The organism is Nonomuraea sp. NPDC049625, assembly GCF_040675285.1.
Lineage (GTDB): Bacteria > Actinomycetota > Actinomycetes > Streptosporangiales > Streptosporangiaceae > Nonomuraea > Nonomuraea angiospora_A.
Map to the genome: position 1 here is coordinate 58,614 of NZ_JBFAOQ010000023.1, position 18,486 is coordinate 77,099.

Below are 18,486 nucleotides of genomic sequence, written 5' to 3' on the forward strand. Positions count from 1 at the left end.
GAGACGTCCAGAAAGGGGTCGAGCCGAGGGCCCGGCCGGGCCCTCGGCGTCTTACTTGGTGACGGTGTAGCCGGACTTCTGCAGGTCGGCGACGACGGCCTGCTGCGTGGCCTGGTACACCGCGCGGAAGGACGTCTTGTCGAGCGCCGCCTTGTTGAGCGCGTCACCGAAGGCGCTCTGCGCGATGTTCACGTTGGGTCCCCAGGTCACCGGGATGGTCGTGTTCTTGATCACCTGGTCGGTGACCTGGTAGAAGTCCTTCTGCTGCGGCATCAGCTTAGGCGGCTCGTGGGTCAGCGTCGCCTGGCGCCCGGCGTTCCCGCCGGGATAGATGTCGAGCGTGAGCTGCAGCTTGGAGCCCTCGTCGGAGGCGCCGAGCCAGGCGGCGAAGGCCGCGGCCTCCTTGGCGTGCTTCGACTTGGCCGGCACCAGGTAGGCGGATCCGCCCAGGAACGGGACGGCGGGGTTGCCGGGCGTCCACTGCGGCAGCGGCGCGGTTTCCCACTTGCCGGCGGTGTCGGGCGCCACCGAGTAGATGACGCTGGGTGCCCAGGCCGCGGCGGCCCAGCTCAGGATCTTGCCCTTGTTGACCTGGGCGTTCCACTCCGGCGTGAGCAGCGGCTCGACCTTCACCAGGTCCCGCTTCACGAGGTCCTCCCAGAAGTCGGCGGTCTTCAGGGACGGCTCGCCGTCGATGCCGACCTTCCAGGCGTTGCCGTCGGTGCTCCACCACTGGGCACCGGCCTGGGTGGCCTGGGCGGCGAAGAACTCGAGCTGGTTGGCGGCGAAGCTGGCGATGTAGGCGTCGGGGTCCTTCTTGTGGATCTGCTCGGCGGCCTTGGCGTACTCGGCCCAGGTGGTGGGGACCTTGACGCCGTACTTGTCGAACAGGTCCTTGCGGTAGGTCAACGCCATCGGCCCGATGTCCTGGGGCACGCCGTAGACCTGGTTGTTGAAGGTGGTCAGGGCCCAGATGTTGGGGTCGATGCCCGACTTGGCGGACGCCACGTCGGCGGTGATGTCCTTCACGGCTCCGGAGACCACCATGGCCGGCACGGCGCGGTACTCCAGTTGCACGACGTCGGGGGTGTCGCCGGCCTTGTCGGCGGCCAGCAGCTTGGAGGCGGTGTCGGAGGTTCCGCCGACCTCCGACAGCTTGATCGTGACGTTGGGGTTCTCCTGGTGGTACTTAGCGATGATCGCCTCGGCCTCCGGGTCGCCGCCCTTCAAGTTCCAGGTCCAGACCTGCAGCGTGACCGGCCCGCTCGCGCTCGCCGCCGTGTTCGGGGAGGGGGTGTCGGCGGACGAGCAGGCGGCCAGCGACGCCGCCAGGGCGAGCGCCAGCGCCGCGGCGCCGAGCTTCGTCCGGGGTCGGCGGCGTCGGGGCGGGGTCGGTGGGGTCATGACGATCTCCTGGGCAAGGGGTGGTGCGCCTCGGCGGGAATGCCGGGTCGTGCGTTGGGATCTAACCTGATGTTAACGTTGTCATCCTGTCAAGCCCCCTCTTTGTGAGATCTCTCGGAGCCCCCGTGCCTGCTTTCCGCAACCCGGTCCTGCCCGGGTGCTATCCGGACGCCTCGATCTGCCGGGTCGGCGAGGACTTCTACCTGGTCACCTCGTCATTCACCTATTTTCCAGGACTGCCCCTCTTCCACAGCCGTGACCTGGTGCATTGGCGTCAGCTCACGCATGTGCTGGACCGGCCCGGACTGCTCGCGCTGGAGGGCCTGGACGTCTCCGACGGCGTCTGGGCACCGACCATCCGCCACCACGAAGGCACCTTCTACGTGGTCTCCACGCTGGCCGTGAACCGGCAGGGCAGCCTCACCTTCGTCGTGACCGCCGACGACCCCGCCGGGCCGTGGTCGGACCCCGTGCCGCTGGAGGCCGAGGGCATCGACCCGTCGCTGTTCTTCGACGACGACGGCCGGTGCTGGCTCACCGCCTGCCGCGACGCGGTCCAGGGCGGTCCCGGCGAGCTGTGGATGCGCGAACTCGACCTGGAACGGCTCAAGCTCGTCGGCCCCACGCACGTGCTGTGGCAGGGCGCGGTGCGCGGGGCGTGGGTGGAGGCGCCGCACCTGTACAAACGCAACGGGGTGTACCACCTGATCGCCGCGGAAGGCGGCACCGAGAGCAACCACAGCGTCACCGCGGCGCGTTCCGGCACCGTCACCGGACCCTACGTCACCGACCCGCGCAGCCCCCTGCTGACCCACCGGCACCGCGGCCCGGGCGAGCCCATCCACAACGTCGGCCACGCCGACCTGGTGGACACCCCCGTCGGCGAGTGGTGGGCGGTGACGCTCGGCGTGCGGCCGATCGCGGGCACCCACACGCTGGGCAGGGAGGTCTTCCTCGTGCCCGTGACCTGGACCGCCCACGGGCCCGTCTTCGCCCCCGAGTCGGGAGCCGTGCGGCTGTCGGAGCGGCTCCCGTCAATCGCGTCCGGCCGACCGGACGGCGACGCCGCCGTTCTGGCTGGACAACCGGACGGCGACACCGCCGTACCGGACGGGCAATCGGACGGCGACACCGCTGTTCCGGCCGGCCGGGCGCACTTCGGCGGGCTGGAGTGGAACAGCCTGCGCGGTCCCGCCGGCGACCGCGTCCGGCCCACGGCCGACGGGTCCGGGCTCGACCTCGGCCTCGCCCCCGAGGCCCTCAGCTCCACCGGCGTGCCGGCCTTCCTCGGCCGGCGCCAGCAGCACGTCCGCTTCGGCGTGCGGACCCGGATCAGCTTCGCCGCGGCCCGCCCGTCAGAGGAGGCCGGCCTGGCCGTCTTCCAGCACCAGGACCACCACGCCACACTCTCCCTCACCGTGGACGGCGACGGGCAGGCGCAGGTCGTGCTGACGGTCCGGGAGGCGGGCACGAGCACCCGCCGGGCCTCGGTCCCGGTCTCGACCGGCGAGGTGCTGCTGGCGGTCGACGGAGACGAGGCCGGCTACACCTTCCGCGTCAGGGACCTCACCGCGGCGCAGTGGATCAGCCTGGCCACGATCGAACGGTCCTTCTTCAGCACCGAGCGCGCGGGCGGTTTCGTCGGGGTCTATCTGGGCCTGTACGCCACCGGCAACGGCCACGCGAGCGACGGACGGGCGCGGGTCCACTGGTTCGACTACCAGCCCGACCCCGAAACGGCCGCCTAGCGGGGCGGCTTGGGCAGAGCCGTGCTGCGCCTGGCGGGTCGGCTCGGGCGGCGTTGCGCCTAGCGGGGCGGCTTGGGCGGCGCCGTGCTGCGCCGGATCACGAGCTCGGGAGCGATCCGCTCGCATGAGGCCGGCTCACCCTGCATCATGCGCAGCACCTGCTCGATGCAGCGCGCGCCGAGAGCGACGAAGTCCTGGCGGACCGTGGTCAGCGCGGGCACCTGATAGGCCGCTCCCGCGATGTCGTCGAAACCGACGAGCGAGACGTCGCCGGGCACCTTCACGCCGAGCTCGGCGAAGGCCGCCAGCACCCCCATGGCCATCTGGTCGTTGCCGGCGAAGATCGCCGTCGGCGGCTCGCCGGTGCGGCGGGTGACGAGGTAGTGGGCCAGCCGGTAGCCACTGTTGCCGGTGAAGTCGCCCTCGAAGAACTCGCCGCCGGCCTCCGGCGCCTCTTCCAGCGCGGCCCGCCAGCCCTCGACGCGGGCTCGGGCGTCGAAGGTGCGCAGCGCGCCGGTCAGGTGGACGATGTGGCGGTGCCCCAGCTCCACCAGATGCCGTACGGCGAGCCGCGCGCCCAGCTCCTGATCGAGCTCGACGAAGCCGACGTCCGGGTTGGGCACGTTGCCGGACATGACCACCGTCATCGGCACGCCGGTCACGATGTCGGCCAGGGCGTCCATCACCATGGGCCGGTCGGCGATGACCGCGATGGCCTCGACCGCCTGGTCGGTGAGCCGCTGCAGGGTCTCGGCCAGGTCTCTGGTGGTGCCGCCCTGCCAGCTGGCCATATTGACCCAGTATCCGGCCCGCTGCGCCGCCGTCTGCACGCCCCGCAGGACGCGCGGCAGCTCGTACAGCTCGGCCCCGGCGAGCACCACCCCGATCGTCGAGGAACGGCGGCTCTTGAGCGCGCGGGCGACGCTGTTACGGCGATAGCCGAGCTTCTCGATGGCGGCCTCGACGCGAGCCCGGGTCTCCGGGCGGACGGACGGGTGGTCGTTGAGGACGCGGGAGACGGTCACGTGCGACACGCCCGCCTCGCGTGCCACATCCACCATGCCTGGTGCCCGATTCATGTCCTTCGCTTCCCGGCCTCCACCGTGCTGGCCCGTCTGCCCGAGCGACCCGCCCGCGCGCCGCGGTGCCGATTCGATGGTGCCACATCCGCCGGGCGCTCCCGCCCAAAGCGGTCATGGCATCGGAGTCGTCCGTGAACTCTTTCGCGCCGTGGCGGTAAGTACAGGCGACCGTGCCCACCGAGGAAGGCACCGCATGAAGGAGCTGACCGTTTCATGGCAGAACCGGCGACGGCCGAGGCCGCCGACCCGGACCTGATCCGCAGGTCCCGGGAGGAGCCCGAGGTGTTCGCCGTGCTGTTCGACCGCCATGCCCCCGCGCTGCACCGCTACGCCGCCCGCAGGCTGGGCGCCGACGCGGCCGAGGACGTGGTGTCGGAGACGTTCCTGGCGGCCTTCGAGCACCGGCACCGCTATCAGCCCGGCCAGGACGACGCCCGGCCCTGGCTGTACGGCATCGCCTCGAACGTGATCGGCAAGCGGCACCGCCGGGAGCTGGCCAGGTACCGGGCGTACGCGCGTGGCGGCCTGGACCCGGCGGAGATCGGCGGCGGCCTGGTCGAGGACGGCGTCGCGACGCTGGCGGTCAACCGGCCGCTGGTCGCGGCGCTGGCCCGGCTGCGCACCGGGGACCGGGACGCGTTGTTGCTGGTGGCGTGGGTCGGGCTGACGTACGAGGAAGTGGCCGTCGCGCTGGACATCCCGGTCGGGACGGTCCGCTCGCGGCTCAACCGGGCGCGCAAGAAGGTCCGCCAGGCCCTGGAGGGAACCGATCATGGATGAGATGGCGGAGCTCGACCGCCTGTGGGCGGACACGCCCGAGGCCACCGAGCGTGACCTGGCCGCCGCCCGCGTCGCCCTGCTGGCCCGGGCGGCGGCCCCGCCGCGCACACGACCACGGCGCCGGTACGCCTTCCGGCTGGCCGCCGTCGGCCTGCTGGCGACGGCGCTCACCGCTGTGATCATCGCGGGGCAGGTGGTCCTGGGCGGGTCGGCCACGCCGCCGGCCAACGCCCAGGCGGTGCTGGAGCGGGCCGCCCGGGCCGCCGCCGACCAGCGGGACCTGGTGCCCGGGCCCGGCCAGTACGTGCACACGAAGAGGCGGACCCAGGACCCGCGCAACACGCGCGACCCGTCGGGCGGGCCGGTGCTGGGTTACGTGGTGACGGCGGTCGAGGAGCGCTGGGAACCCGCGGACCCCGGCAAGCCCTGGCTGCTCCGGGATCGGGCCGAGTCCGTCACGGGCGACCCGGTGCCCCGGTGGCTGTGGGACAGAGGCGCCGAGGACACCCTGTACGAGTCCTCCTGCCCCGGACAGCGCGCCTACGTGCGGCTGGGCGCCTGGCCCACCGACGTCGAAGCGGTACGCGCGAAGCTCGCGGCCCGGACCGGCCGGGACCCGGCGCGGATGTGGGCCGAGCTCAAGCAGCTGGTCGCGGAGTCGGTGGTGCGTCCGAGCCTGAGTGCCGCGCTCTTCCAGGTGGCGTCCGAGCTGAAGGGGATCCGCCTGATCGGCGATGCCGTGGACGCGGCGGGCCGGCCGGGCGTCGCCGTGGCCATGGACGAGGGCGACGGCCGCCGCTCCGAGCTGATCTTCGATCGGCGGACCTACCACTACCTGGGCGAACGCACGGTGAACACCAGGGACATCCAGGTCAAGATGCCCGAGGGCGTCTACACCTCCCGCAAGGGGACGGTGACGGGCACCGCCGTGCTGACCGTCGATCTGGTCACCGCCCTGCCGGAGGTGTCGCCCAAGGCGTCGCGGCTGCGCATCCCCTGCTGAGACCTTCCCCCGATCCGGCGCCTTTCGCGCCGGGAGTTCTGTTTCGCATGTCCGGAAAACGAAGGGAAATCATCATGTTCATTGCCAAGGCGGTCGCCGCCGCCCTGCTCGCGACCTCGTTCGGCGGCCTGGCCACGGCCACGCCGGGGACCGAGGCCGCGTACGAGAACAAGGCCAAGATCGAGTCGATGCGGGCCGCCTGCATGAAGGAGCAGGGGCTCGCGTACCTGCCGGAGAAGGTCATCAAGCGCGACCGGACGAAGGACGAGCGCGCCCGGCTCGCGGGCGACCACGAGGCGATGCGGGCCTACCGCGCCAAGTACGGCTTCGGCGTCTGGTCCAGGCTCGTCTTCCCCGGCGACCCCGCGGTCGACCGGGACATGGGTGAGAGCAGGAACGACAAGCTCCTCATGTCGCTGTCGGCCAAGGACCTCAAGGCCTGGCGGGCGGCGGACGACAAGTGCTTCGCCAAGGCCGTCAAGACCGTGCTGGGCAAGACGGTGACCTCGCAGGACGACTTCCTCGCCGACGTGAACTCGGCGCTCGCCAAGGGGCTGCGCGAGCTCGACGCCGACGCCAAGGTGGCCGCGCTGGGCAAGGAGTTCGGCGGCTGCCTGAAGGTCGCCGAGACCAGGCCGTCGGTGCTGGCCGGCCGGGGACGGGCCACGTTCGCGAAGGAGGCCACCGAGGTCGCCAGAGCCCAGAGCAAGGGCTCGCTGCCGAAGGGGGCCGTCGTGCTGCCTCGGCTGACGCCCGAGCAGGCCAAGCCGTACCTGGACAAGGAGGTCACGGCGGCGCTGGCCGACCTGGAGTGCGGCAAGGCCTTCTACCCGGCGTACGCGCCCCGGGCGCGGGCGATCGAGGAGCGGGTGTACCAGGAGTTCGCGCTGGACTTCGCGCTCTGAGCACCGTTGCCCGGCGGACCATGCCGTCCGCCGGGCAACGGCTGGGCATGGATCATCTTTGACCACCGAAAGGTAGGACATGAGCTTAGGCAGTGGGCTGATGGCCGCGGTACTGGCCGGCACGGTCGGTCTGGCTGCCGTTCAGCAGCCTGTTCCCGGTGACAGTGCGAGCGCCGCGCAAGAGGCAGGCAGCGTCACCCTCCTGACCGGCGACCGCGTCGTCGTGACGGGCCGCGGCCACCGGGTGGAGCCCGGACCGGGCCGGCAGGTGAGGTACTTCACGCAGTACCGCGACGGACACCTCCACGTGATCCCTTCCGACGCGATGCCGCTGGTGGCCGCGGGCGTTCTGGACAGGCGCCTGTTCGACGTCACCCAGCTCCTGCGGTGGCGGCTGGGCGACGCGGACAGAGCGGACATCCCGCTCATCACCCAGACGGGCGCGGATCCGGCGTCGCCGCTGAAGGCCGCGCAGCAGACCGCGCGACTCGCCGCGCTCGGGATGACCGCCCTGCGGCTGCCCAAGAAGGGCGCGGGAGAGTCCTGGAAGGACCTGATCAGCCGATCCCGGGCCCAGACCGCGGGCAGGACGAGGATCTGGCTGGACGGGCGCCGCTCGTTCACGCTCGACCAGAGCGTCAAGCAGATCGGCGCCACCGAGGCGTGGAAGCAGGGCATGACCGGAGAGGGCGTCACGGTCGCCGTGCTCGACAGCGGCTACGACCCCGACCACCCGGACCTCAAGAGCGTGGTCACGCAGGCGCGCAGCTTCACCGGCGACTCCGACCCGCGCGACACGTTCGGCCACGGCACGCACGTCGCCTCGATCATCGCGGGCGCCGGGGAGAAGTACCGCGGCGTGGCGCCGGGGGCCAGGCTCGCCGTCGGCAAGGTCGGCGGCGCCGAGGGCATCACCGACTCCGCCCTGCTGGCGGGCATGGAGTGGGCGGCCACCGAGGTCAAAGCGAAGATCGTCAACATGAGCATCGGCGGGGCCGACACCATGGACCTCGACCCGCTGGAACAGGCGATCAACACGCTCTCGGCGCGGACCGGCGCGTTGTTCGTCGTGGCCGCGGGCAACAACGGCGGTCCGGGCACCGTGAGCAGCCCGGGCAGCGCCGACGCGGCCCTGACCGTCGGCGCGGTGGACCGTACGGACCAGCTGGCCGGGTTCTCCAGCCGCGGTCCCCGGCTGGGCGACCACGCGATCAAGCCGGAGATCACCGCCCCCGGTGTCGAGATCACGGCGGCGGCCGTCGGCGGCGGTTACATCGCGCACAACGGCACCTCTATGGCCGCGCCGCACGTGGCGGGGGCCGCCGCGATCCTCGCCCAGCGTCATCCCGGCTGGACCGGTGAACGACTCAAGGCCGCCTTGATCGGCAGTGCCGTCCCCACCCCGGGCGCCACACCTTTCGACCAGGGCGGCGGGCGGGTGGACCTGGTCCGCGCGCTGGCACAGCCGGTCGTCGCCGTACCGGGCACCGCCTGGGCCGCCTTCCCCTGGGACGGCACGGACGGCCGGCAGGCGACCAGGACCCTCACCTACGCCAACTCCGGCGACTCCCCCGTCACCCTGGACCTCGCTGTCACGGGCGACGTGCTGAAACTGTCCACGGACCGGCTGCAGGTGCCGGCGGGAGCGGAGGCGCAGGTCACGCTCACCATCGACGCCGAGGGCAAGAGCACCGGTGAGCACACCGGCGTCGTCACCGCCACCTCGGGCGACACCGTCATCCGCACCCTGGCCGGCGCGTACGTGGAGCCGGAATCGGCCGACGTGACCGTCACCGGCATCACCCGGGACGGCGGCCCCGCCTCGGGCTTCGGCGAGTTCTACAACCTCGTCACCGGCGGTTCCCAACTCATCATGTTCGAGCGCGGAACGGCCAAGGTCCGCCTGCCCAAGGGCCGTTGGAACCTCTACGCGGACGTGTACGAAGCCACCGCCGCCACGACCGCGCACGTCCCGGTCTACGTCGGCAACGACGATCAGAAGGTGGTGCTGGACGCGCGCCAGGCCAAGCAGATCCGGTTCTCGGTGGACGATCCGACCGCCGTGCCGGAGCAGATCCAGGGTCTCACCCTGGCCAACGGGACCTGGTACTTCGGCTGGATAGCCGTCGGAGACCCCGGCCGGAGCTTCTTCGTGCTCCCCGTACGCCAGCCCGAGCTGCGCTACATGACCAGCACCGTCTGGCACAAGAAGGACACCTCGCCCAGCCCCTACCGGTACGACCTGGTCGACTACCGGGTCGGCGGCATTCCGGACGACCCTGCCTACACCGCGCGGACGGCCGACCTGGTGAAGGTGAGCGAGACCTACCGCGCCTCGGGCGTGCCGGGCCGGGGCGTGGCGGCCACCGGACCCCGCATGCCCGGTATGGACTGGGCCTTCACGGTCCCGTCGCCCGCCGTCGATCTCCCCGGCTCCATGACGAACTACCGGACCCCGGGATTCGTCTGGGACAGCGACTTCCGGACCGGCACCGCCACGCTGACCGGCATCAGCGGCCGCCTGGATCGGGGACCGGTACGCGAGGTGTGGAACGCCGCGGTCACCGGACCCGGGTTCGCCGCCGGCGGCGGCGAACGTACCGGAAACGAGCTGAACGTCTCGGCCGCACAGCTGTTCAGCGACGGCGCCCCCGGGCGGAGCGGCGCCGACGCCGCGGCCACCGGCGCGCTCACCCTCGCCCGGAACGGCGAGGTGATCGCGAAAGCCGACGTGACCGGCTGCGCGCCCGCGGAACCGGGCAAATGCCTGCTGTCGGCGCGGCTCCCGGAGGCCGCGGACACCTACACGCTGACCGCGTCGGTACGCAGGCAGGCACCCCACACGGCCCTGACCACGGCGGTGGACACCATCTGGACCTTCCGCTCGGCCGGCACGGCGAAACCGTCGCCCCTGCCCTTGATGGCGCTACGCTACGCACCGGCCGGCCTCGACGACTCCAACCGCGCCCGTCCGGGATCCGTGACCCGGGTCCCCGTCCGGGTCGAGCGGAACCCCGGAGCCGCCAAGGCCGCGGTGCGGTCTCTCACCCTGGAGATGTCCGCCGACGACGGCGCGACCTGGCGCCGGATCCCCGTGCTCCCCGGCGGCACCGGCTGGACGGTGCTGCTCCCCAACCCCCGCACCCCGGGGTACGTCTCGCTCCGCGCCACGGCGACGGACAGCGCGGGTGACCGCGTCACCCAGACGATCAGCCGCGCCTACGCCGTCGGCTGACGAGACCTGGCCGGCCGACCTCGGCCGGCCAAGTCTCCTGTCACATCACGTCGGCCGCTCCACCGCCGGCCGGCCTCGCGGACAACGCCGTGACCCTGATCACCCGGCGACCGGGTCCCGGCCAGGACCGGGAGGTGACGTTCACCGGGCAGATGAGCGGGGGCCATCTGTACGTGATCCCGTCCGACGCCCGGCCGCTGATCGCCAAGGGGGGGCCTGCCCATGGCGGACACCGCCGGCACCGGCCTCACCCGGACCGTCATCAGGGCCTGCGCGGTGGGCTCTCCCAGCTGAGGGAGCGCAGCGTGTCGGCCTGACGAACGCGTTCGGCCAGGCTGTGGTCCAGGGACGACACCGTACGGGCCGGGCAGGGCTCGTCCCGCAGCTCGGCGGCGAGGATGCGGTCCAGGCGGAAGCCCCGCCCCGCCCGCCGGCTGCGGCACCATCCGATCAGGTACCACGCGCCCGAGGCGGTGAGCAGCCCGCCCGGCTCGACCTCGCGCTCGCTCTCCCGGCCCGCCGAGTCGGCGTACCGGATCCAGACGACGCGCCGGCGGGCCACCGCCTGCTCGACGACCGGGAGCACGCCGGAGGCGGTCCGGGCGGGCAGCACGTGGATGCGTTCGGTCAGGGCGCGCACCTCCTCCGCGGCCGACTCGCCCAGGGCGGCGGCCAGCTTGCGCATGGCGGCCGGCCCCGCGGCCGAGAACGGCGTCGTCTGCTCGGCTCCGGCCAGCGCCGCGGCCACCGCCAGCGCCTCCGCCGCGGTGAGGTTGATCGGCGGCAGGGCGGTGTCGCGGTCGATGAACCAGCCGCCGTGCCGCCCGGCCTCCGCGCGCACCGGCACCCTGGCCTCCATCAGCGCCTGCAGATCACGCTGCACGGTACGCCGCGACACCCCGAACCGGTCGGCCAGCCAGCCCACGGTGCGCGGCCGGGGCGCGGCCGCGCGCAGCTCGTCCACCAGGGCGTAGAGGCGTTCGGTACGGTTCATGGCGTCATCCGGGTCGGGGTTCTCAGGTTAGGGCAGCCGCCGGCGGACGAACTCCTCCTGGGCCGCCAGCTCGCCCCGGGCCAGCGCCGTGGGATGCAGCGTGAACCCGTGCCAGCCCTCCTCCGCCACCACCAGTTCGGCCGTGTTGCCCGCCGCCGCCCAGCGGGCCGCCATGAACAGCGTGTCGTCGAGGACGGGATCGGCCGTTCCCACCGTGAACCGCGCGTGGGGCAGGTCACGCAGGTCCGCGTAGAGGGGGGAGATGTCGGGATCGAGGCGTTCGTCGGGCGAAAGTCCCGGAAACTGCTTGCTCCGGAACCATTCCTGGATCGGCCGGTTGATCAGCCGGTTCCGGTCGCCCGACGCGCGGCTGCTCGGCGTGCCATGGCCCAGGTCATAGCCGCCGAAGGAGAGCTGTGCGGCCAGGAACGCCTCGGCGGGTGTCACGGCGTGCCGGTCACGCAGCCGCAGGAGCGTGGTGACGGCCAGCCGCGCCCCGGCCGACTCGCCGCCGACGAGCAGCCGTTCCGTGCCGAACTCGGCGGCGGCGTTCGCCAGCAGCCAGAGGGCCGCCTGCTCGGCGTCGTCGTTCCCGGCGGGATAGGGGTGCTCCGGGGCGAGCCGGTACTCGACGCTGAGCACCGCCACCCCGCAGTTGGCGGCCACGTCACGCAGGCGCGGATCCTGCCCGTCCGCCGAGCCGATCACCCCGCCACCGCCGTGGAAGTGCAGGAACACGCCCTCCGGCGCGCGCCCGTCCGGCGGGAGGAAGACCCGGAGCGGGAGCCGGCCGCCGTCGGAGGTGGTCACGGTGCGCCAGCTCGCCTCGGGAACCCGCGGCAGGGTGGGGAACCCGCCTCCGCCCGTGCGCTGGAACTCGCGGGCCGCCACGGGGTCGTCCTGGACGTGCAGCGGCACCTGGCCGTCGAGCAGTTTCTCCATGCGGTCGTTGACGGCGACGGTCTCGGCCAGCTCGTCGGGGTCCTGACCGATCAGGTGAATGGTGGGTACGTTCATGCGGCCCAGCGTGTCGCGAGGCCGCGACACCGTTGTGTCACGGTTGGCGGGTGATGTCGCTCACATCGTGGTGCCGCGTTTCCGCCGGTCCGACGGGGAACAGGTCGGGCATGGAGGTGCTGAGCAATCGAGTGCTGCTGCGTCCGAAGGATCTCGCCCGGAGCCTCGGCTTCTACCGTGAGACGCTCGGCCTGGCCGTCTATCGCGAGTTCGGCCCCGCCGACCACCCGGGCGTGGTCTTCTTCCTCGGCCAGGGGTTCCTGGAGATCTCCGGGCACTCCGACGACGGGGCCGTTTCCGGGCTGTCGCTGTGGCTGCAGGTACGCGATGTGGCGCAGGAGGAGGGACGGCTCCGGGAGGCGGGGGTCACGGTGGTGCGTGAGGCGCGGCTGGAGCCGTGGGGCCTCATCGAGCTGTGGATCGAGGACCCCGACGGGCACCGCATCGTGCTGGTCGAGGTCCCGTCCGATCATCCGCTGCGCCGTGACACCCGCTGACGGAGCCGGGTGCCGTGACACCCGGCGACAGGGCCGGGTGAAGGTCAGGCCATCGCGCGCTCGATGGCCTCGATGATCCGCGGCCGCAGCTCGGCGGCGCTGATGATCGCGTCCACCGAGCCGACCTCGACCGCGCGCTGGATGCTGTGCACCCGGTCGAACTCCGCGGCGACCTCGCCGAGCTTCTCCGCCCGGACGGCGGCCTGCACCTCGGCGAGCTGGGCGTTGAGCGCCGCCCGCTCGGCGCCGCTGGCCGCCGAGACCCGCGTCTGCAGCTCGGTCACCCGCGGGTCGGTCGCGGTGCGGTTGTTCACCTCGCCGGAGAACACCACGGCGGCGGCCGGGGCGCCGCCGAGCACCGAGGCGAACGAGCCTTCCAGCGCCAGCACGGTCATGTTCGGGTTGAGCGCCTTGGAGAACACCACGAACGCGCCGCCGTGGTAACGGGAGATCACGCAGAACACGATCGGCCCGTCGAAGTTGACGATCGCCCGGCCGATCTCCGCGCCGTACTCCAGCTGGAGCTTGCGCATCGACTCCGGCGAGCCGTCGAACCCGGACAGGTTGGCCAGCACCACCAGCGGCCGGTTGCCCGACGCGGAGTTGATCGCCCGCGCGGTCTTCTTCGACGACCGCGGGAACAGCGTGCCCGCGGTGTAGGTGTCGGGGCCGTCGGTGGGCGGGAAGCCGCGCCGCGGCACCGAGCGCGACTCGATGCCGATCAGGCAGACCGGCCGGCCACCGATGTGCACGTCCTGTACGGCGGACGTCTCCGCGTCGGCCATGCCCGCCCAGCGCTCCAGCACCGGGTGGTCCTGGTCGGACACGGCACGCATCACGGTGCGGATGTCGAACGGCTTCTTGCGGTCGGGGTTGTGTTCGGCGGAGAAGATCTGGCCGACGGTGGCGAAGTCGCTGCCGTCGATCGTGTGCGGGAACTCGGTGATGTCGCGGTCGGCCGGGTCGATGGTGTGCGCCCGCCGCGGCGCGGTCTCGCCGGGCACGACGTAGGTGTGGTCGTAGTGCGCCATGAGCACGTCGCGGGCGGCCGGCAGGTTGGGCGCCCAGTATTGCGCCTGGCCGTTCGGCCCCATGACGCGGTCGTAACCGCCGATGCCGAAGTTGTCCTCGGCCGACACGCCGCCGGAGAAGTCGAGTGACTGCTTGCCGGTGAGCACCATCGCCGAGTCCGGCGTCATCACCAGGATGCCCTTGGTGTGCATGAGCATCGTCGCCTCGGCGTTCCAGTACGGCTGGGCGCCGACGGTGATCCCGGCGACCACGATGTTGATCTCGCCGCCGTCCTGGGTGAACGTGACGATCCGCTTGAGCGCGGCCGCGACCCAGTCCATGTTCTCGGTGCCCGAGGTCATCGAGATCCGCGCGCCGGCCGACAGCGCGTACCACTCCAGCGGAACCCGCATCCGTTCGGCGAGGTCGAGGGCGGCGATCACCCGCGAGCACTCGGGCTCCGACAGCGCGCCCAGCGCCTTCGTCGGGTCGCCGAGCAGGACCACGCGGGTGACGCCTTCGGGGTGCCGCTCGGTCGGCGTCGTGACGACGCCCGCCACGATCGCCGCGGAGTTCTTCCCCTTGGGCCGGTCGACCGGCACGAGCACGCCACCGGCGTCGAGGTCGTGCTCGGCGAAGCTGCCCTCCGGCCCGGCGAGCAGGCCGGTCAGCTCGTACGGGTAGACGTTTCCGCGCCGGGCCGCGCGCAGCACCTTCTGGCGGTAGTCGTCCAGCGGCTGGACCGGCTCCGTCGACGGCTTGCCGACGTCGAGGCTCGCGCCGTGGCCCGGGTCGAGGGTGATCCGCACGGCGACCTCGGCCAGCTCGCCGGCGGCGTTGCGCTGGCGGGCCACGAACTGGACCTCCTCCAGCCCCGCGCCCGCCGTGGTCGGCAGGATGCGCTGGACCAGCATGTTGAGCTCGTCGGTGGACAGCTCGGTCGACGGCCAGACGTACATCATGATCCGGTTGGTGTCGAAGCGCTTGTTCTGGGGGCGCTGCGCCTGGATGTTGCGGATCGCGTCGAGGCCCGCGGTGAGCGCGTCCTCCACGGCGGGCAGCGCGATCAGCCTGCCGTCGGCCTCGCGCAGCGGCGTCAGGTCGCGGACCTGGCCCATCGCGATGAGCCGCTCGTCGGCCGGGTTGCTCCGCGCCACGGCCTTGAACAGGTAGACCTCCTCGTCGGCCGACGGCAGCCGGGTGAGGTCGAACTCACGCAGCCGCTGCAGTTGCAGGCGCTCCGCGATCTGCGGGTGCAGGCCGCGGATCAGCCGGTCCTCGGCGAAGCCCGCGCCGTCGGGGCGGAAGGTGAAGTGGTGATGCATCACGGCGCCGCTGGTGCCGACGACGGTGGTGGTGACCCGGCTGACGCCCGCGGGCCGCGAGTGCTCGGCGAGGAGCTGCCCGATCCGCGCAGCCATGGCGTCGGCGTCCGGCTGGTCCTCCCAGGTGACGTAGAGGTCGGCGACCAACCCCCCATCGGTGGCGCTGCCGGTGGCGAACGTGCCGACGGCGCCGATGGCCGCGGGCAGGGCGGCGATGTCGACCGCCGTGGTGACCACGCGGGTCACGCCGTCCGCGCCGGTGCGCTCGGCGGTGACGAACGGGCAGCCCGCCACCTCGCGCGCGGTGACCTCGGACAGCCCGCGGTTGCCGTAGTAGCGGCGGGTCAGCACCTCCAGCAGCGGCGCGTGGTCCAGCCCGGGCCGGCCGATCCGCTGGCCGATCAGCCGGACCAGCGGCTCGGAGCTGGCCACCATGGCCTGGATCCGCTCGGCGCGGTCCGGCGCGTCGGGGTCGGCGTCCAGGTAGCGCAGGTCGTCACGTACGGCGGCGTAGACCTTGGCGCGGTTGCGGCGCAGCAGCGGCTGGGCGAACCAGCGGAACACCACGCCGCGGGCCAGGTCGGACACCGTGGGGAAGCGCACCTGCGTGGCCTCGACCAGGTGCTCCAGGCCGAGCCCGGCGCGCTCGTTGAGCGACTCGAACGGCGGCGCGCCGGCCAGCCAATGGCGCAGCAGCTCCGACACGATCGCGACGCCGGCGCTCATCTGCTGCTGGGCCAGGAAGATCCGGAAGACCGCCGCCTCCAGCTCAGGCGTGCGGTCGAGGTCGTGGACGCCGTAGTGGGCGAGGACCCTGGTGAGCTTGGCCTGGAAGCTCTGGGTGACGCCGGCGCGCTCGACGTCGAGGCTCTGCAGGTAGCTGTGGAAGAACTCGCGCGGGCTGTGCACGGGGTTGCCCGGCTCGACGTCGAGCGCGCCGCCCGGCTTGTTGCGGCTCAGCTCGGCCAGATCGGCGAACACGGTGAGCAGGTCGAGCTCGCCCTCGATCGGCTGCCTGCCCAGCTCGGCGCGGGCGTCCAGGTACGAGGTCAGCACCTGCTTGCGGTCGTCGGGCCCGCCGTCGAAGCCGAGCAGCAGGCCACGCAGGTCCTGCAGGCCGCGCTCGACCCGGTCGGCCGCGGACACGTCCGACGGCACGGCGGGCAGGTCGATCTCGACGGTGCCCGCGGCCTCCTCTTCGGGGCCTTCGTCGGCGAGGGGCTCCAGGCGCATCAGCGGCGCACCGGTCTCGACCTGGCTGCCCACCGACACCGGGCACTCACGGACGCGGGCGCGGAACGGCGCGCGCAGCACCGTCTCCATCTTCATGCTCTCCAGCACCAGGATCGGCGCGCCCGCCTCGACCTCGTCGCCGGCCGACAGCGGCGTCGCGACCACCAGCGCCGGCGCGGGCGAGCGGACGACGCCGCCCTCGTCGCGGCTGATCCGGTGCGTCACGCCGTCGACCTCGACCAGGTGGATCGGCCCGTGCGTGGCCGACACCACCCGGAACCGGCGGCCGTTGACCACGATCTGGCCGCTGTGCTCGTCGAACCGCTCCACCTCGACGTCCGCCGGGTGCACGTCGCCGCCGCCGGAGATCCCGACGCGGAAGCGCCGGTGCCCGACGCGGGCCACGCTCACCCGGTAGCCGACGCCACGGAGCTTGAGGTCCAGCGGGCGGCCCGAGTCGTGCTGCACCTGCGGGCGGCCGCCGTGCGCGGTGGACAGCAGCCGCCGGCGGCCGACCTCCTCCTCGTCCTGGTAGGCCTCGATCGCGGCGGCGGCCAGGGCGATCGCGGAGTGGCGGTGGCTGATCAGGCGGCCCTTGGCGCGTACGCGGTCGATCCAGCCCGTGTCGGCGCTCGCGTCGATCACCTCGGGCTGGTCGAGCAGGTCGAGCACGAAGCTCTTGTTGGTGGCGCCGCCCTCGATGATCACCGTGGTGTCGGCCATCGCGCGTCGCAGCCGGCCCAGCGCCTGCTCGCGGTCGCGGCCGTAGGCGATGATCTTCGCGATCATCGAGTCGAAGTCGGCCGGGATGGTGTCGCCCTCGCTGACGCCGGTGTCGACGCGGATGCCGGGCCCGGTGGGCAGGATCAGGCGGGCGATGCGGCCAGGAGCGGGCGCGAAGTCGCGGTCGGGGTCCTCGGCGTTGAGCCGGGCCTCGACGGCGTGGCCGGCCTCGGCCGGCTGGGGGCCCTCGAGCTTCCCGCCGCCGGCCACGTGCAGCTGCAGCCGGACCAGGTCGGTGCCGGTGGTGATCTCGGTGATCGGGTGCTCGACCTGCAGCCGGGTGTTGACCTCGAGGAAGGCGAACAGCTTCTCGCCGGGGTGGTAGAGGAACTCGACGGTGCAGGCGCCGCAGTAGCCGACCGCCACGGCGAGCCGCTCGGCCGACGCCTTCAGCTCGGCCGTCTGCTCGATCCCCAGCACCGGCGAGGCGGACTCCTCGATGATCTTCTGGTTGCGCCGCTGCACCGAGCAGTCCCGCACGCCCAGCGCCCACGCGGTGCCCTGACCGTCGGCGATGACCTGGACCTCGACGTGGCGGGCGCCGGTGACCAGCCGCTCCAGGAAGACCACGCCGGAGCCGAACGCGCGCAGCGCCTCCTGGCTCGTGCGCTCGTAGGCGTCGGTCAGGTCCTCCTTCGAGGCGACCATGCGGATGCCGCGCCCGCCGCCGCCCGCGGTCGCCTTGAGCATCAGCGGGTAGCCGATCTCGTCGCCGGCGCGCAGCGCGTCCTCCAGGGTGGCGACCTCGCCGCGGCTCCACGGCGCGACGGGGACGCCGACCTTCTCGGCGATGAGCTTGGCGCCGATCTTGTCGCCCAGCTTGCGCATCGCCTCCGCGCTCGGCCCGACGAAGGTGACGCCGATCTTCTCGCACAACTCGGCGAACGCCGGGTCCTCGGCGACGAACCCCCAGCCGACCCACGCGGCGTCGGCGCCGGTCTCCACCAGTGCCCGCTCCAGGACGGCGTGGTCGAGGTACGGGCGGGCGGAGGCGGGGCCCAGCGGATAGGCGAGATCCGCTTCGCGGACGAAGGTCGCGTGGCGGTCGGCGTCGGTGTAGAGCGCCACCGTCTCGATCCGGGCCCCGGTCTCCGCGCAGAGGTCCCGGACGGCGTGGATGAGGCGCATCGCTGCCTCTCCACGGTTGACGATGGCGACACGACTGAACACCGGCTGAGCCTCCCCATACTCACGCACAAAGGCGACGCCCGAGTCCGGAGCGCCGCCTGCACCTTTCTACACCCTGCTCGATCGCCGCCCGCTACACCAATGGCCCGCATCGCTCATGGCGAAGCCGCTGCGTTGTGGAAACCCCACAAAAGGTGCCCGGCCCCCTCCCGCCCCGCCACCGCCCTCCGAAGCCTCCGGAACCGGACGGGCACACGCCTCGGCGAATGTGCCGAAATTTCGTTGCGACAATTATCGAGGCAACCGCCACAGAAGCACCATAAAGCCGCCATAAATTCCTT

The 18,486-nt window shown here is 72.4% G+C and carries 11 protein-coding genes; 6 read left to right on the forward strand and 5 right to left on the reverse strand.

Annotation, left to right across the window (positions count from 1 at the left end; all coding sequences use genetic code 11):
• Nucleotides 1-51 precede the first annotated feature (51 nt).
• Nucleotides 52-1,404, reverse strand: coding sequence for an extracellular solute-binding protein (locus AB0J87_RS56025; protein ID WP_363982594.1), 1,353 nt, complete (start codon nucleotides 1,402-1,404; stop codon nucleotides 52-54).
• A 125-nt stretch (nucleotides 1,405-1,529) separates the two neighbouring features.
• Between AB0J87_RS56025 and AB0J87_RS56030 the strand changes: the two genes are divergently transcribed.
• Entirely contained in the window at nucleotides 1,530-3,152 is a 1,623-nt protein-coding gene (locus AB0J87_RS56030) for a glycoside hydrolase family 43 protein (protein ID WP_363982597.1), read from the forward strand.
• A 59-nt stretch (nucleotides 3,153-3,211) separates the two neighbouring features.
• Here AB0J87_RS56030 and AB0J87_RS56035 read toward each other — a convergent pair whose 3' ends face one another.
• A complete protein-coding gene (locus AB0J87_RS56035; protein WP_363982600.1) occupies nucleotides 3,212-4,231 on the reverse strand; it encodes a LacI family DNA-binding transcriptional regulator in 1,020 nt (339 codons plus the stop codon).
• Between the two features lie 216 nt (nucleotides 4,232-4,447).
• Between AB0J87_RS56035 and AB0J87_RS56040 the strand changes: the two genes are divergently transcribed.
• The 4 genes from AB0J87_RS56040 to AB0J87_RS56055 all read left to right on the forward strand — a co-directional run bounded on the left by AB0J87_RS56040 (nucleotide 4,448) and on the right by AB0J87_RS56055 (nucleotide 10,157).
• Nucleotides 4,448-5,014: an RNA polymerase sigma factor gene (locus AB0J87_RS56040; RefSeq protein WP_350732947.1), complete on the forward strand. Its 567-nt coding sequence runs from the start codon at nucleotides 4,448-4,450 to the stop codon at nucleotides 5,012-5,014.
• On the forward strand, nucleotides 5,007-6,017 hold the full coding sequence (locus AB0J87_RS56045) for a CU044_5270 family protein (protein ID WP_363982603.1): 1,011 nt from the start codon (nucleotides 5,007-5,009) through the stop codon (nucleotides 6,015-6,017). The genes AB0J87_RS56040 and AB0J87_RS56045 overlap by 8 nt, the downstream gene beginning before the upstream one ends.
• Before the next feature lie 74 nt (nucleotides 6,018-6,091).
• Nucleotides 6,092-6,922 (forward strand): hypothetical protein, encoded by an 831-nt coding sequence (locus AB0J87_RS56050; protein WP_363982606.1) that lies wholly within the window; start codon nucleotides 6,092-6,094, stop codon nucleotides 6,920-6,922.
• Between the two features lie 79 nt (nucleotides 6,923-7,001).
• Entirely contained in the window at nucleotides 7,002-10,157 is a 3,156-nt protein-coding gene (locus AB0J87_RS56055; RefSeq protein ID WP_363982609.1) for a S8 family serine peptidase, read from the forward strand.
• Between the two features lie 262 nt (nucleotides 10,158-10,419).
• Here AB0J87_RS56055 and AB0J87_RS56060 read toward each other — a convergent pair whose 3' ends face one another.
• A complete protein-coding gene (locus tag AB0J87_RS56060) occupies nucleotides 10,420-11,151 on the reverse strand; it encodes a WYL domain-containing protein (protein ID WP_363982611.1) in 732 nt (243 codons plus the stop codon).
• A gap of 27 nt (nucleotides 11,152-11,178) precedes the next feature.
• Nucleotides 11,179-12,168 (reverse strand): alpha/beta hydrolase fold domain-containing protein, encoded by a 990-nt coding sequence (locus AB0J87_RS56065; RefSeq protein ID WP_363982614.1) that lies wholly within the window; start codon nucleotides 12,166-12,168, stop codon nucleotides 11,179-11,181.
• A gap of 110 nt (nucleotides 12,169-12,278) precedes the next feature.
• Here AB0J87_RS56065 and AB0J87_RS56070 point away from each other — a divergent pair, with 110 nt between their 5' ends.
• Entirely contained in the window at nucleotides 12,279-12,665 is a 387-nt protein-coding gene (locus AB0J87_RS56070) for a VOC family protein (protein WP_350732953.1), read from the forward strand.
• Nucleotides 12,666-12,709: 44 nt separating this feature from the next.
• On the opposite strand, the gene AB0J87_RS56075 is transcribed toward AB0J87_RS56070, so the two are convergent.
• Complete coding sequence (locus AB0J87_RS56075; protein WP_363982618.1) at nucleotides 12,710-18,187, reverse strand: biotin carboxylase N-terminal domain-containing protein; 5,478 nt, start codon at nucleotides 18,185-18,187, stop codon at nucleotides 12,710-12,712.
• Nucleotides 18,188-18,486: the final 299 nt, after the last annotated feature.

Bases quoted from the DNA above. Each gene is read 5' to 3' on its own strand.
- AB0J87_RS56025 (WP_363982594.1), bottom strand. From the start codon at position 1,404: ATGACCCCACCGACCCCGCCCCGACGCCGCCGACCCCGGACGAAGCTC.
- AB0J87_RS56035 (WP_363982600.1), bottom strand. From the start codon at position 4,231: ATGAATCGGGCACCAGGCATGGTGGATGTGGCACGCGAGGCGGGCGTG.
- AB0J87_RS56040 (WP_350732947.1), top strand. From the start codon at position 4,448: ATGGCAGAACCGGCGACGGCCGAGGCCGCCGACCCGGACCTGATCCGC.
- AB0J87_RS56045 (WP_363982603.1), top strand. From the start codon at position 5,007: ATGGATGAGATGGCGGAGCTCGACCGCCTGTGGGCGGACACGCCCGAG.
- AB0J87_RS56050 (WP_363982606.1), top strand. From the start codon at position 6,092: ATGTTCATTGCCAAGGCGGTCGCCGCCGCCCTGCTCGCGACCTCGTTC.
- AB0J87_RS56055 (WP_363982609.1), top strand. From the start codon at position 7,002: ATGAGCTTAGGCAGTGGGCTGATGGCCGCGGTACTGGCCGGCACGGTC.
- AB0J87_RS56060 (WP_363982611.1), bottom strand. From the start codon at position 11,151: ATGAACCGTACCGAACGCCTCTACGCCCTGGTGGACGAGCTGCGCGCG.
- AB0J87_RS56065 (WP_363982614.1), bottom strand. From the start codon at position 12,168: ATGAACGTACCCACCATTCACCTGATCGGTCAGGACCCCGACGAGCTG.
- AB0J87_RS56070 (WP_350732953.1), top strand. From the start codon at position 12,279: ATGGAGGTGCTGAGCAATCGAGTGCTGCTGCGTCCGAAGGATCTCGCC.